Source organism: Brucella sp. H1_1004, from assembly GCF_047308065.1.
GTDB lineage: Bacteria > Pseudomonadota > Alphaproteobacteria > Rhizobiales > Rhizobiaceae > Brucella > Brucella pseudogrignonensis_B.
On record NZ_JAYKZA010000002.1, the window covers coordinates 87174 to 101521 of the forward strand.

A 14348-nucleotide genomic window follows, 5' to 3' on the forward strand; every position below is an offset into this window, starting at 1 on the left:
TCACGAAGGGGCGTTTTCACTTAGCGTTCCAAATTTTGAGAGAAGAAAAATGGCTTTCCGCACCCTTGATGATGTCGACGTCAAATCAAAGCGCGTTCTGGTTCGCGTGGACCTCAACGTACCAATGGCAAACGGCGAGGTAACTGACCTCACCCGTATCGAACGTATTGTTCCAACCATTGCGGAGCTCTCGAAGAAGGGTGCAAAGGTTATCCTGCTCGCCCATTTCGGTCGTCCGAAGGGTGTGGCCTCTGATGAAAACTCACTGAAGCATGTCGTAAAGCCGCTCGCCAAGGTTCTTGGTCATGGTGTGCATTTTGCGGAAGACAGCATTGGCGACAAAGCCAAGACTGCAGTCGATGCGCTGAAAGACGGTGATATTCTTCTTCTCGAAAACACCCGCTTCCACAAAGGCGAAGAAAAGAACGACCCGGAATTCGTGGCAGCACTTGCTGCAAACGGCGACATCTTCGTCAATGACGCGTTCTCGGCTGCACACCGCGCGCACGCTTCGACCGAAGGTTTGGCCCACGTACTGCCAGCCTATGCAGGCCGTGGTATGCAGGCAGAGCTGGAAGCACTGGAAAAAGGCCTCGGCCAGCCAGCGCGTCCGGTTGTTGCAATCGTTGGCGGCGCCAAGGTTTCCACCAAGCTCGACCTGCTTTCAAACCTGATTGAAAAGGTTGATGCGCTGGTTATCGGCGGCGGCATGGCCAACACTTTCCTCGCAGCACAGGGCCACGATGTTGGAAAATCGCTTTGCGAACATGATCTTGCGCAAACCGCACGCGAAATCATGGCCAAAGCTGAAAAGACCAAATGCGCCATCATCTTGCCTGTTGATGCTGTTGTGGGCTGGCACTTTGCTGCCGACACACCAAACCAGACCTATGGCGTTGATGGCGTACCACACGACGGCATGATCCTCGATGCCGGCAGCCTTTCAACCGACCTGATTGCTTCCGCTATTGATGATGCGGCGACGCTCATCTGGAACGGTCCGCTCGGTGCGTTTGAACTGCGTCCGTTCGATGCAGCAACCGTTAAGACCGCAAAGCATGTCGCAGCCCGCACCAAAGCTGGCAAGCTGGTTTCGGTTGGCGGCGGCGGCGATACGGTTGCAGCGCTGAACCATGCAGGCGTCGCAGACGACTTCACCTATATCTCGACCGCAGGCGGCGCTTTCCTCGAGTGGATGGAAGGCAAGCCGCTTCCCGGCGTTGATGTGCTGAAGAAATAAGAAAACAAAAAGCCCGGAGTTTCCTCCGGGCTTTTTCTTTATGACTTAGGCGTCAGTTTTAATAAACGACCCGGATTATCGTCTTCGATCACCCAGATCGCACCATCAGGCGCAACCGCCACATCGCGGATGCGATTTTCCATCGCAAAGCGCTCTGCTTCATTCGGCTGACCATCACTATTGATCGTGACGCGGATCAATGCCTGCGATGAAAGCCCAGCAATCAGCGCAGAACCATTCCAATCCGAGAACTGCTTGCCCTTATAGAAAGCCAGTCCGCCCGGTGAAATCACCGGCGTCCAGAACAGCATCGGAGCCTCAAAATCCGGTCGTGTGCTGTGCCGTGGAATAGGTCTGCCGCTATAATTGTCGCCATTGGAAACAACCGGCCAGCCATAGTTCAAACCCGGCTTGATGAGATTGAACTCATCGCCACCGCGCGGTCCCATCTCATGCTCCCAGAGCTTGCCATCAGGCGCGAAAGCAAGCCCATAGGGATTGCGATGCCCCATGCTCCATGTCAGCGCTTTAACGCCCTCTTCTGATGCATGTGGATTGTCTTTTGGAACAGAACCATCAAGATTCATGCGCAAAATCTTACCCATTGGTGCATTTTCATCCTGCGCAGTAGCAGGGATCATCCGATCACCGACCGACAGAAACAGATGCTTTTTATCGGGCGAAAACGCGATCTTGCCACCGGGTTGTCCGCCCTTTGCAACCGCCGACTGTTTCCAGATTGCCTCAAGGTTCTTAAACTCGGCCTTGCCTTTGCCTTCAGACAAATTGGCACGCACCAGCACAAGACTGCCGCCACCATTTTCCGGCATGACATAGGTGAAGTAAATTGCCTTGCTCTTGGCAAAATCAGGCGCAGGCAGGATGTCCAGCAATCCATTCTGGCCACTATAGAGGACTTCAGGAAGACCGGAAACTTCAGTCTTTTCGCCCTTTTGGGTTACGACAAAAGCTTTGCCACCCTTCTCGGTAAGGATTAATTTTCCGCCCGGCAGAAATGCAATCGCCCATGGAGTATCAAATTCTGCCACTGCTGCGACGTTAAAGGGTAACTCTGTGGTCGCCTCCCTGCTTCCTGCATTGATACTTTCCGCGAATGCGGTCTGCATCGGAACGGCGATCATCGATGCAGCCAGCATGAATGGCAGGCTTAACAGGGCACGTCGCATCTCTCCTCCTATAACTAGAGCGCATCCCGAAAAGTGTGAAACGGTTTTCGGAACAAGATGCGCGTAAAATACAAAGAGATAGAGCATTTCTAATAATTCAATGAAAACTGGAAATACTCTGTTCACCTTTAGATGGGATTTTTCAACGCCATTTCAAAACCCAATTATGGCTAAAATGACTGTTAAGCTGTGAAAATATCAATAAAAACTCACGCTAATCGATAATTTTAGTTTTCAGCGAAATGAAATCCGACGACCACCGCCATAGCGAAAATTGCAAACACGGCGATCTTCCAGAAATCACCGCGTTTTTTCAGTCCCGGCCAGCCCAGCGGCTTGATAATATGCAGAGCCATGAGGGCTACAAGCAGCACCGGCAGAATTTTCGTCACGAAGCACCTCTCATACCTCCTAGAGCGTATCGCGCTTATTCGTATCCACAGCACTCGCTCTAACTCCTTATTTTTACGCATGTCGTTATCGGAAAACCGGTTCCCACTTTTCCGCGACATGCTTTAGTGACGTAGCAACAGGCCTGCTGCAAGTCTGATCACTGCTTTCCCGACTGTGATATTTTTATTCATCTTTAGTTTGATGGACGAAACTTCGCTCATCAGCTTACACTCACCCCCGGAAGAGATGAAAAGCGCGTGGAGGAGACAAGGCCAACAAGCCAAATCTTGCACTTTCATCCAACATATTATCGCAACGCTTTTATAGGCTATCGGCCCGTCAAAGCGTGCGTCTGGGAGGAACAGCATGACATCGAAATATGCGCAAACCTATGCTGCATGGCAGAACGACCCGGAGGAGTTCTGGGCGAACGCGGCCAAAGCCATTGACTGGTTTAAGCCATGGAATCAGGTTTTTGCGAACGATGAAGGCGTCTATGGACGCTGGTTTAAAGGCGCCGAATGCAACACCTGCTATAATGCGCTCGACCGTCATGTCGCAAATGGGCGTGGCGATCAGGTGGCACTCATCTATGAAAGCCCGATTACTGGTTCCGTACGCAAGTTCACCTATCGCGAATTGCTGGAAGAGGTAGAAGCGCTTTCCGCCGTCATGCTCGACAATAACGTGAGCAAAGGCGACCGTGTGCTTATCTATATGCCAATGGTACCGGAAGCAGCGATCGCAATGCTGGCCTCAGCGCGTATTGGCGCCGTGCATTCCGTCGTGTTTGGTGGCTTTGCTGCCAACGAGCTTGCGACCCGTATTGACGACGCAAAGCCAGTGATGATTATCGCAGGCTCCTGCGGGATTGAGCCAACCCGTATCGTGCCGTATCAGGCCATGCTCGACAAAGCGATTGCCACTGCCCGTCATAAGGTCGAACATTGCATTATCCTTCAGCGCGACCAGCATCCGTATAATCTCGTTGAAGGACGCGACATTGATTACCGCACATCCGTCGATGCTGCACGCGGTCGTCACGTTCCCTGTACGCCGCTTGATGCTACTGATCCGCTTTATGTGCTTTATACATCCGGCACCACAGGTGAGCCCAAAGGTGTCGTGCGCGACAATGGCGGACATATGGTGGCGCTTGCATGGTCGCTGAAGCATGTCTTTGGCGTTGAACCAGGACAAGTCTTCTGGGCCGCGTCTGATGTGGGCTGGGTCGTTGGCCATTCCTATATTGTCTATGCACCACTCATTGCCGGTGCCACCAGCATTCTGTTTGAAGGTAAGCCAGTCGGCACGCCCGATGCAGGCACCTATTGGCGCATCATCTCTGAACATAATGTGGAAGTGATGTTCACCGCACCAACGGCTTTGCGCGCCATCAAAAAAGACGATGCTGACGGCAATTTCGTGCGCAAATATGATCTTTCCAAATTACGTGCGCTCTATCTGGCAGGCGAACGTGCCGATCCAGACACGATCCACTGGGCAGAAAATCTGCTCGGCTGTCCGGTAATCGACCATTGGTGGCAAACAGAAAGCGGCTGGCCGATGGTCGCCAACCCGCTCGGCCTTGGGCTACTTGAAACCAAATATGGCTCACCTGCGGTCTGCCTGCCCGGCTATGATATTCAGGTGCTCGACGACGCAGGCCACGAAGTCGAACGCGGACAGCTTGGAAATATCCTGATTAAGTTGCCCTTGCCACCGGGGTGCCTGCCGACCTTGTGGAACGCCGATGAACGCTTTCGCAAAGCCTATCTCAACGAGTTTCCCGGCTATTATAAAACCGCCGATGCGGGCTATATGGATGATGATGGCTATCTCTACATCATGAGCCGCACCGATGACATCATCAATGTCGCGGGCCACCGTCTCTCTACGGGCGCCATGGAGGAAGTGCTTTCCAGCCATCCGGATGTTGCAGAATGCGCGGTGCTTGGCATTTCCGATTCTGTCAAAGGTCAGGTGCCTTGCGGCTTTCTGGTGCTGAAATCCAATATCGACCGCGATAGCCATGAAGTCGAAAAAGAGTGCGTCAGCATGATTCGCGATGCCATTGGGCCGGTCGCCGCTTTCCGGCTGGCCCTCACGGTCAAACGTCTGCCAAAGACCCGATCCGGCAAAATTTTACGCTCAACAATTCAGAAAATCGCGGATGGTGTGGAATGGAAAATGCCTGCAACCATTGATGACCCGGCGATTCTCGACGAGATCAGCACGGTTCTGCGCGAACGTCATATCGGGCTGGCTTTTGTTTAATTTATTTATCATGCATTGACCGGCGAAAGTCGCCGGTCCACTCTCCGGCAAAATTCGGAGAATAATATATGCAGTTAGAAGGCAAGGTCGCGATCATCACAGGAGCTGCGCGCGGCATCGGCTATGCCATTGCCAAACGCTTTCTGATGGATGGTGCCAGCATTGTTTTATCAGATATTGACGGATCAGAAGCTGCAAAGGCCGTCAGAGATCTGGAGCAATATGGCAAGGTCCTGTCGATTGCCTGCGATGTGGGTGACAAGCTCGACATTCACAATCTGCTGACCTATGCGACAACCAATCTTGGCGAAATCGATATTCTGGTCAACAATGCCGGTATCGTGCATCAGGCCGATTTTCTTGATCTGAAGGAAGACGATTTCGACCGGGTGGTGCGCGTTAATCTCAAGGGTGCATTTCTCTGTGGGCAGTCTGTTGCAAAACGCATGGTCGCACGCGTGGAAGCCGGTGGCGATGCTGGCAAAATCATCAACATGTCGTCCATCAATGCCATTTACGGCCTACCAGAACAGCTCGCTTATTCTGTCTCCAAAGGCGGCATCAACCAGCTGACACGCACAATGGCAGTGGCACTTGCCAAATGGGGTATCCGCGTTAATGCGATTGGCCCCGGTTCGATTGAAACCGATATGCTTGCTGCGGTGAATAAAGACAAGGAAGCACGCAAAAAGATAATCGACCGCACGCCATTGGGCCGAATCGGTCAAGCCGCTGAAATCGCAGCAATTGCTTCATTCCTGGCATCCAATGAGTCGAGTTTCATCACCGGTCAGACCATTTATGCTGACGGCGGACGCCTGCCGCTCAGCTACACGGCAGAACCGCGATTTAAACCCTAAGCAACAGCTTTACTCCTGACAGAAAGTTGTCAGGAGCACTATGCCATAGTGCATTCTTACAGACGAGGGATTTCACCATGGCATTCGCAATCGCACCACTGCTCGCAATTCTGAAGGAATACAGGCGCAGACAAAACGAACGTCGGCACTACATTCTTACACAGCGCGCACTCGATGAACTTCCGGGCGAACTGCGTAAAGGATATGGGCTGGCCAGATCGCCATCTGGAACAGCGTAAAGCAAAACAATGTAACGGAGAATAAGCTCGGAATGCGCCGCGCAGACCGCCTATTCCAGATTGTTCAGCACCTGCGCGGGGGCAGGCTTGTTACCGCACGGCAGCTTGCCGAACGGCTGGAAGTCTCTGAACGCACCATCTATCGCGATATAGCCGATCTTCAATCAACGGGTGTTCCTATCGATGGAGAGGCTGGTGTGGGCTATATTCTGCGTCAGGGGTTCGAGCTGCCGCCGCTAATGTTTACGCGCGATGAAATCGTAGCACTGGTTGCAGGTGCGCGCCTGATTCGTGCATGGGGTGGTGTTTCCATGGCACGCGGTGCCGAGGAAGCACTTGTAAAGATTGAAGCCGTTCTGCCCAAGGAAGAGCGCGCGCGCATTACCAGCACGCAAATTCATGCGCCGTCCACGTCCATTAGTGTGGATGAACGGCGCATTATTGATGCAGTCGAACGCGCTGTTGATGAAGGCACCGTGCTCAGCATCCGCTATCGAGACCTTGAAGCCCGTGAGAGTGAGCGTGACATCCGTCCGCTTGGTCTTTGGTTCTGGGGGAAAGTCTGGACTGTGATCGGCTGGTGCGAATTGCGCAATGCTTTCCGCACTTTTCGCACGGACCGCATTATCGCCGCCGACAAGGCTGGTCGCACATTCCGTTCAGAACGCGGCAAAACACTGGCTGACTTTTATCGGCTCATGGAATTAAGCGAGTGGAATTCTTTTAAGGATTGAATCGCCATCCAGCTCAAAACGAAAAACCCGCCAGACCGGCGGGTTTTCTGTATTCAGTCGAAGAAAATATTATTCTTCGTCTTCATCCGTGTTTGAGCTCTTCAATGAAGAAAGCTTGGCGAAAACCTTTTCCGCATCCAGCTCTTCTTCTTCAGGAGCCGCATCGCGGTAATCAAAGTTTTCGGTCGCGGATGCTGGCAACAATGTGCTGTCAGATTCGACAACAGGACGGCTGCGTGCTGCGCGATCAACTTCTAGATCGAGATCAATCTGCGAGCAAAGACCAAGTGTTACCGGGTCCATTGCAGTCAAGGTTGCCGAATTCCAATGGGTACGGTTGCGAATCTGCTCGATGGTCGACTTTGTCGTTCCAACCAGACGCGAAATCTGCGCATCCTTCAATTCAGGATGGTTGCGAACCAGCCAGAGAATCGCATTCGGACGATCCTGACGCTTTGAAAGCGGGGTATAACGTGGCCCCTTGCGCTTGGCTTCTGGCACGCGAACCTTTGGCTCAGAGAGCTTCACACGATGATACGGGTCTTTTTCGCCCTTCGCGATTTCTTCGCGCGAAAGCTGGCCGGTAATCACCGGATCAAGTCCCTTGATACCCTGCGAGGCCTCACCGTCCGCAATAGCCTTCACTTCGAGCGGATGCAGCTTGCAAAGAGCCGCGATCTGATCAAAGGACAGAGCCGTATTATCAACGAGCCAGACTGCCGTTGCCTTCGGCATAAGAAGCTGGGTGGCCATTAGATATAATCCTCTTGTTCGTCCGCTCCGGTAGGGCGGGCCGTGGGAAAAACCACAAATTCCGGGAAATCACGGTCTATATATATTTTTTTTGAGCGCAGAGCAAGAAACTGCTGCCATCCCATCCCATGTTCTCTTTTCATTGAACAAAATCAGGCGACTTCGAGCACGATCTTGCCGATATGCTGACTGCCCTCCATGCGCTCATGCGCCTGCCGCGCATCTTTCAACGGAAAGGTCATATCCATCACCGGCGCAACCTTCCGTTCCGTCAGAAGCGGCCAGACTTTTGCTTCCAGTTCACGCGCAATACCTGCCTTGAACTCCACTGAACGTGATCGCAATGTCGAACCCGTATGTGTGAGGCGCTTCGTCATCAGGAGTGCAAAATTGGCTGTAGCCTTTGCACCATTGAGAAAAGCAATCTGTACAATACGGCCATCTTCAGCGGCAGCTTTATAATTGCGATCAACATAATCGCCGCCAACCATATCAAGAATAACATCGGCGCCCTTGCCGTCCGTCATTTCTTTCACTACGGCAACGAAATCTTCATCACGATAATTCACCGCGCGGTCGGCACCGAGCTTGAGACAAGCTTCACATTTATCAGTGGAGCCAGCAGTAATAATCACCTTCGCACCAAAAGCCTTGGCAAGCTGAATGGCCGTCGTGCCAATGCCGGATGACCCGCCATGGATCAGCAGTGTCTCACCTTCTTTCAGCCCGCCGCGCTCAAACACATTGTGCCAAACGGTGAAGAAGGTTTCGGGGATCGCCGCCGCTTCGATGTAGCTATAGCCGGATGGCAACGGCAGAGCCGTGCTTTCATGCACCGTGGCATATTCTGCATAACCACCACCGCCGAGCAATGCCACGACCGCATCGCCAATGCGATAGCGCTTCACCCCCTCCCCTAGTGCTACAACATCACCGGCAATTTCCAACCCCGGAATGTCGGACGCTCCCGGTGGCGGGGCGTAACTCCCTTGTCGCTGCAACACATCGGGACGGTTCACACCCGCAGCGCGAACCCGCACCAGTATTTCGCCAGCTTGCGGCTGAGGAACTACGCGCTCAACAGGTTGCAATACATTTGCGTCACCCGGCTGCACAATTTCGACTGCAGTCATGTGGGAAGGCAATTCAGCCGTCATGATCAAAGCTCCTGTTTCGTCCCATCGTCGCATAAATGCCGCACATAATGGCATCCTAAGCAAATTTGGCGAAATCATCATCGATTTCTGAAAATATATATGCGAAGATTCAAGGTGTTAAATCTTTTCTGTCTTTATAAGCGCAGCCTATAGCGCATCCCGCAAAGTGCGAAGCGGTTTTCGGAATAAGGTGCGCGTAAAACAAAAAAATTGAGCATTTCGCACGGTCAAATCTAAACAAGAAATGCTCGAGACTCCGGAGGAAGGCCATGAGCGGTTTTGACGAAGATATTACAAAACCACGCAACAGTGTGGTTCTTAGCGATGAAGAATTATCGCTGTTGTCGGTTATCGAAATCGACCAGCACATCGCTTTGCTCCAGTCTGAAATAGAACGTCTAAAAGCCGAGAGGCTAAAGAAGGGAGACAGCCGCGCTGCGGCGGAAGCTCTTTTCCGTTGAGACTGCGCTGTTTCCTCATCAATGACAAAGCGAAGTAGCAGCTATGCGGCTTCATAAAATCCCGGGAACGTGATCTTGCGCATTTATATTCAGGTTCTGGCGCTGCTCTGCGGCACAGCCTTTCTGTTAATGGCCTCCGGCCTGCATGGTCTGCTTCTGCCATTACGCGGCGGACTCGAAGGCTTTTCTGTCGCATCACTTGGTATGCTCGGCACCACATGGGCAGGTGGCTTCGTTGCTGGTTGCCTGTTTGCACCGCGTCTTGTGCGACGTGTCGGCCATGTGCGCGCTTTTGGCTGTTTCGCAGCCTCCGCAGCAATCATTGCCCTTCTATCCGGCATATATATCGATGCAGTATCCTGGATAATCTTACGCACTTTCACCGGGTTCTCAATGGCCGGCGCTTTCATGGTCATTGAAAGCTGGCTCAACGAGCGCGCCACCAATGAATCGCGTGGCAAGATTTTCGGCCTATATATGATGGTCAACTATGGTGCGACTATGAGTGGCCAGATGATGGTGGCCAACGGCGATATTCGTTCTGATCACCTTTTTATGATCACTGGCATTTTGTTCTGCCTGGCACTGATCCCGACCGCCATGTCTACTGCCGTCAGCCCCAAACCACTGACCGAAGTGCAGCTGGACCTCAAAGCACTCTATCGCAATTCACCTGCCGCATTCGTCGGCTGCATCCTGATCGGCATTGCTAATGGGGCATGGGGAACGCTAGGCGCGGTATTCGGCGCAAAATCCGGCATTTCTACCGCCGAAATAGCCCTCATGGTCAGCGTTACAATTGCCGCAGGGGCCTTGATGCAAATACCTGTGGGCCGTATCTCCGACCTGATAGACCGGCGTTATGTGCTGGCTGGCGTCGCTTCCCTGGCAGCACTTGTCGGTCTGGCCGCTTTCATCATTGGGCCGTCAAACGGCACAGTTATCATCATTATGACCGGTTGCTATGGCGCGCTTGCCTATGCTCTTTATCCGGTCGCAGTCGCTCATGCCAATGACCATGCCACATCTGAAAGCTTTGTGAAAGTATCAAGCGGACTGCTGCTGCTTTATGGCTTTGGCACTATGCTTGGGCCATTGCTGGCTGCAGCTGCGATGGATATTTTCTGGCCATCGGGACTGTTTGCAATCACGGCACTCGCGCATATTTCGATCACGGGCTATGCATTGTTTCGTTCACGCCGACGTGCATCTGTACCGAAATCTGAAAAAGAGCAGTTCAAGAGCATGCCATCAGTGAAAAGCGCAACGCCTGAGGGGATGAATCTCGACCCACGGGCGGAAGGCGAAGCGAATTAAATAAAGATGTTCGGCGGCTGTAACGCAGCCGCCAATATCTAAGGGATGATTGTTTGCATCGCTATCCAGATCACAATCTTTAGAGCGCCGATCTGATTTAATCTGATTGCAACACGCTTTAGTTTAAGCGGAAACGGAAAACGATACTATATCAACAATTTAAGTGTGCTGAGCATCGGACTAGGAGATCAGTGACGCGTCACCTGAATTTTCAGTTTTTCAATCTGCTCTTTAAGAGCCAGCTTCTTGCGCTTGAGAGACGTAACATGCAGGTCATCTATTGCCGGTGACGCTAAAGCTTCGGAGATTTCCTCTTCCAAAGCGCCGTGCTTCTGTTCAAGCGTGGCAAGATGGGACTCAATAGCCATCATCAATTCTCCTTCGATTGATTTAACCAAAAGGACAGAGCCATGTCGCGTTTTGCCAACAAATGGCTCTATCCGCTCTCACCTGCGCAAACGCCCGGTAGTACACCTCCTGCTATCCGGGCCAATTACGCAGTCCCGGCTGCCATTCAACAGTTTCGTTAGCAACCGTTGTTCATGACAGAACAATGACACTGTGGCATGAGTTTGATGCAAAGTCGAATTTGTTTTGGTAGGATTTTCCAATCACGAAAAATGTGATAAAGGCTTCGCCTGAAACGGGTCTGCACCAGTCTGGAGCGGCCCGTAATATTATTTTTAAGAAATGGGGCAAACCGCATGTCCGATCAGGATCAGGCCGAAATCAGATTGGCCGTCGCACGTCTGAAACAGGAACACGCGGATTTTGATGCAGCCATCGATGCTATGATGCAAGTCGGCTGCGATCAGCTGCGCATACAGCGCATGAAAAAGAAAAAACTCGCAATCAAAGACAAGCTTCAGGAACTGGAAGATCAGGTTATCCCTGACATCATCGCCTGAGCATCATATAAAAAACGTTTCATAGCCGGGGGTCACCCGGCTTTGTTTTTCATTCCATGATCTCAAGAAGCAGGACGGATCAATGAGCAGAAGTGCAGATGTCGCAATCATTATGGGAAGCCAATCCGATTGGGAAACAATGCGCCATGCCGCTGATACGCTTGACGCATTGGGCATATCTTTCGATGCCCGCATTGTTTCGGCACACCGTACTCCTGATCGCCTCGTTTCTTTTGCCAAAGGCGCAAAAGCCGAAGGCTTCAAGGTCGTGATTGCTGGCGCTGGTGGCGCTGCCCACCTTCCCGGCATGGCCGCAGCAATGACGCCACTTCCGGTCTTTGGCGTTCCGGTTCAGTCGAAAGCGCTTTCTGGTCAGGATTCGCTTCTGTCCATCGTACAGATGCCAGCCGGTATCCCAGTCGGCACACTTGCCATTGGTCGTGCTGGCGCAGTCAACGCAGCGCTTTTATCGGCAGCAGTCCTTGCGCTTTATGACGATGCACTTGCGGCCCGTCTTGACGAGTGGCGCACTGCCCAGACCGAAAGCGTTGCAGAACGCCCATCCGATGAGGTCTGATATGGCAGTTTCAGCATTGAAGGCCGGTTCTACAATCGGAATCATCGGCGGGGGCCAGCTTGGGCGTATGCTCGCTATGGCGGCTGCACGCCTTGGTTATGAAACCATCATTCTCGAGCCGCAAGCCGATTGCCCGGCTGCTCAGGTGGCAAATCGCCAGATTATTGCGGCCTATGATGACCCGGCAGCGCTGGCACAGCTTGCTGCAGCGTCTGATGTCATCACCTATGAGTTTGAGAACGTGCCGGTATCAGCCGCCGACAAACTTGCAGAATCGGCGCTCGTATTTCCGCCACCAGCAGCGCTTGAGATTTCGCAGGACCGTTTTACCGAAAAGCAATTCCTCAATGAAAGCGGCATCGAAACCGCCCCGTGGCGTCTCGTTGACGATGAAGAATCGCTCATTGCAGCGCTCGGAGCACTTGGCGAACGCGGTATTCTGAAAACTCGGCGCCTCGGCTATGATGGCAAGGGACAAGTCCGCCTCACATCGCTCGACGAAAGCGAAGCGAAGAACGCGCTTCACGCAATCAAGCACGCACCGGCAATCCTTGAAGGCTTTGTTGCTTTTGAGCGCGAAGTATCTGTGATTGCAGCGCGCGACCGCCAGGGCAATGTTGCCATCTTCGATATTTCAGAAAACGTCCATAAGGACGGCATTCTCGCAACTTCGACGGTTCCCGCAGCAATCTCGGCTGAGACAGCTGACACCGCCAGCAAGGCCGCAGAGAAGCTTCTCCATGCGCTTGATTATGTCGGTGTGCTTGGTCTTGAGTTTTTCGTTCTTGCTGACGGAACGCTGCTTGCCAATGAATTTGCACCGCGCGTGCATAATTCGGGTCACTGGACAGAAGCTGCCTGCGCGATCTCGCAGTTTGAACAGCATATCCGTGCCGTTGCAGGGCTGCCGCTTGGCGACACGGTGCGCCATTCCGATTGCGTGATGGAAAACCTCATCGGCGACGATATTGAGCAGGTTCCGGCGATTCTCGCAGAATCGAATGCTGTGCTGCATCTCTATGGTAAAAAAGAAGCCCGCCCAGGCCGCAAAATGGGTCATGTGACCCGCATTCACCCCCGCGCGCGCTAAGCATTGCGCAGGAATCGATCAGATTCCTGCGTTAGCAGGTCCTGCGGCAAGATTTTCGGGACCAGTCTTCGTGAATCTGCGGCGCAGGAGTTGACATTCGGCTGAAATATTGTGTATTTCGGCCAACCCTTCGGGCAGGAATACTGCCTGTAACCAATTGGCGCCTTGGGCGCCTGTTTTTATGCCGCCCCGCGACACGTGCTGTCGATGGGCCCAACCAAGACCGGTGATTGACATGAAGATCAAGAATTCGCTCAAGGCGCTCAAGGGCCGTCATCGTGACTGCCAGCTCGTTCGTCGCAAGGGCCGCGTTTACATCATCAATAAGACTGCTCCGCGCTTCAAGGCACGTCAGGGCTAATCTTATTTCTGATTTTGCATTTGACGTTTCGCTACGTATAATCAACATTATGCGTATGCGGAACGTTTTTGCTTATCCAATACACTTCACGCTCCTATCTGCCTTTAGCGCAGCTCTGCTGATCACCAGCCCTGCGCTCGCCGATACGAAGCCTCAGCTGACCGCCCCTATCCTGCCTGTGCAGACGGGTGCCGACAGCGAACAAAAGCCCACTCCCAAACCTCAAGAACAAGCAGACCAGACGCCTGAAGAGCGGCTCGATAAGTTTTTTGCTGATCTCAAGCGCACCTCCGATGCGACCAAGGCTCGTCGCCTGACGATCCAGATCAATCAGATCTGGCAGCAATCTGGCAGCGCCACGGTGGACCTTCTAGTGCAATGGGCCAATTCAGCGATGCTTGAAAAGCGCTATACGTCAGCGCTCGATTTTCTCAATGAAGCCATCGCGATCAATCCCGATTATGCGGAAGCATGGAATCGTCGTGCGACGGTCTATTACCTGCGCAATGATTATGCGCATGCCATGTATGACATCAATCGCACGCTGGAGCTTGAACCACGCCATTACGGCGCGCTAACTGGCATGGCCGACATTCTGCGCGCTCGCGGCCTCAAGGAGCAAGCTCTGAAGGCCTACGAGAAAGCGCTCGAAGTTAATCCGATGATGCGTGATGCGCAGAAGAATCTGCTCGATCTCACGGAAGAGCTGAGCGACACCCGCACCTGATTCTCTGACAGAGATACAAACAAAAACGCGCCCCGAAAGGAGCGCGTTTTTTCTTGTACATCAGGCC

General features: G+C 52.8%; 16 protein-coding genes and 1 pseudogene. 12 read left to right on the forward strand and 5 right to left on the reverse strand.

The genetic code is table 11. From position 1 onward, the window contains the following. Positions 1 to 49 precede the first annotated feature (49 nt). Complete coding sequence (locus U2P60_RS07670) at positions 50 to 1240, forward strand: phosphoglycerate kinase (protein ID WP_413572092.1); 1191 nt, start codon at positions 50 to 52, stop codon at positions 1238 to 1240. A 38-nt stretch (positions 1241 to 1278) separates the two neighbouring features. Here U2P60_RS07670 and U2P60_RS07675 read toward each other — a convergent pair whose 3' ends face one another. Both U2P60_RS07675 and U2P60_RS07680 read right to left on the reverse strand, forming a co-directional pair. Then, positions 1279 to 2427 carry a PQQ-dependent sugar dehydrogenase gene (locus U2P60_RS07675; RefSeq protein ID WP_413572093.1) on the reverse strand — a complete coding sequence of 383 codons (1149 nt, stop codon included), beginning with the start codon at positions 2425 to 2427 and terminating at the stop codon, positions 1279 to 1281. A 227-nt stretch (positions 2428 to 2654) separates the two neighbouring features. Continuing rightward, positions 2655 to 2819 (reverse strand): hypothetical protein, encoded by a 165-nt coding sequence (locus tag U2P60_RS07680; protein ID WP_313828640.1) that lies wholly within the window; start codon positions 2817 to 2819, stop codon positions 2655 to 2657. 367 nt (positions 2820 to 3186) lie between these two features. On the opposite strand from U2P60_RS07680, the gene U2P60_RS07685 reads away from it, so the two are divergent. The 4 genes and pseudogenes from U2P60_RS07685 (at position 3187) to U2P60_RS07700 (ending at position 6930) form a co-directional block, all read left to right on the forward strand. After that, positions 3187 to 5097, forward strand: a complete 1911-nt coding sequence (locus U2P60_RS07685) for a propionyl-CoA synthetase (protein WP_413572094.1) — start codon at positions 3187 to 3189, stop codon at positions 5095 to 5097. A 68-nt stretch (positions 5098 to 5165) separates the two neighbouring features. After that, the gene (locus tag U2P60_RS07690) at positions 5166 to 5957 is read left to right on the forward strand and encodes an SDR family NAD(P)-dependent oxidoreductase (protein WP_413572095.1); all 792 of its coding nucleotides are present in this window, start codon (positions 5166 to 5168) and stop codon (positions 5955 to 5957) included. Positions 5958 to 6034: 77 nt separating this feature from the next. Continuing rightward, a pseudogene (locus tag U2P60_RS07695) lies at positions 6035 to 6221 on the forward strand (hypothetical protein). A gap of 7 nt (positions 6222 to 6228) precedes the next feature. Beyond that, positions 6229 to 6930, forward strand: coding sequence for a helix-turn-helix transcriptional regulator (locus U2P60_RS07700; RefSeq protein ID WP_413572096.1), 702 nt, complete (start codon positions 6229 to 6231; stop codon positions 6928 to 6930). A 69-nt stretch (positions 6931 to 6999) separates the two neighbouring features. On the opposite strand, the gene U2P60_RS07705 is transcribed toward U2P60_RS07700, so the two are convergent. Further along, entirely contained in the window at positions 7000 to 7683 is a 684-nt protein-coding gene (locus U2P60_RS07705) for a DUF1013 domain-containing protein (protein ID WP_413572098.1), read from the reverse strand. Positions 7684 to 7835: 152 nt separating this feature from the next. Then, positions 7836 to 8840: an NAD(P)H-quinone oxidoreductase gene (locus U2P60_RS07710; protein WP_413572099.1), complete on the reverse strand. Its 1005-nt coding sequence runs from the start codon at positions 8838 to 8840 to the stop codon at positions 7836 to 7838. Between the two features lie 269 nt (positions 8841 to 9109). Here U2P60_RS07710 and U2P60_RS07715 point away from each other — a divergent pair, with 269 nt between their 5' ends. After that, the gene (locus U2P60_RS07715; protein ID WP_313827192.1) at positions 9110 to 9301 is read left to right on the forward strand and encodes a DUF1192 domain-containing protein; all 192 of its coding nucleotides are present in this window, start codon (positions 9110 to 9112) and stop codon (positions 9299 to 9301) included. A gap of 75 nt (positions 9302 to 9376) precedes the next feature. Next, positions 9377 to 10618 (forward strand): MFS transporter, encoded by a 1242-nt coding sequence (locus U2P60_RS07720; protein WP_413572101.1) that lies wholly within the window; start codon positions 9377 to 9379, stop codon positions 10616 to 10618. Between the two features lie 188 nt (positions 10619 to 10806). Here U2P60_RS07720 and U2P60_RS07725 read toward each other — a convergent pair whose 3' ends face one another. Next, positions 10807 to 10989, reverse strand: a complete 183-nt coding sequence (locus tag U2P60_RS07725) for a YdcH family protein (protein ID WP_250041152.1) — start codon at positions 10987 to 10989, stop codon at positions 10807 to 10809. Between the two features lie 333 nt (positions 10990 to 11322). On the opposite strand from U2P60_RS07725, the gene U2P60_RS07730 reads away from it, so the two are divergent. The 5 genes from U2P60_RS07730 (at position 11323) to U2P60_RS07750 (ending at position 14281) form a co-directional block, all read left to right on the forward strand. Continuing rightward, positions 11323 to 11526, forward strand: a complete 204-nt coding sequence (locus U2P60_RS07730; RefSeq protein WP_187544001.1) for a YdcH family protein — start codon at positions 11323 to 11325, stop codon at positions 11524 to 11526. 82 nt (positions 11527 to 11608) lie between these two features. After that, the gene (gene purE / locus U2P60_RS07735; protein ID WP_339513141.1) at positions 11609 to 12103 is read left to right on the forward strand and encodes a 5-(carboxyamino)imidazole ribonucleotide mutase; all 495 of its coding nucleotides are present in this window, start codon (positions 11609 to 11611) and stop codon (positions 12101 to 12103) included. 1 nt (position 12104) lies between these two features. Continuing rightward, positions 12105 to 13193, forward strand: a complete 1089-nt coding sequence (locus tag U2P60_RS07740) for a 5-(carboxyamino)imidazole ribonucleotide synthase (protein WP_413572102.1) — start codon at positions 12105 to 12107, stop codon at positions 13191 to 13193. Positions 13194 to 13428: 235 nt separating this feature from the next. Continuing rightward, complete coding sequence (gene ykgO, locus U2P60_RS07745) at positions 13429 to 13554, forward strand: type B 50S ribosomal protein L36 (RefSeq protein ID WP_075657282.1); 126 nt, start codon at positions 13429 to 13431, stop codon at positions 13552 to 13554. A 37-nt stretch (positions 13555 to 13591) separates the two neighbouring features. Continuing rightward, on the forward strand, positions 13592 to 14281 hold the full coding sequence (locus U2P60_RS07750; RefSeq protein ID WP_413573712.1) for a tetratricopeptide repeat protein: 690 nt from the start codon (positions 13592 to 13594) through the stop codon (positions 14279 to 14281). The last annotated feature ends 67 nt before the right edge of the window (positions 14282 to 14348 follow it).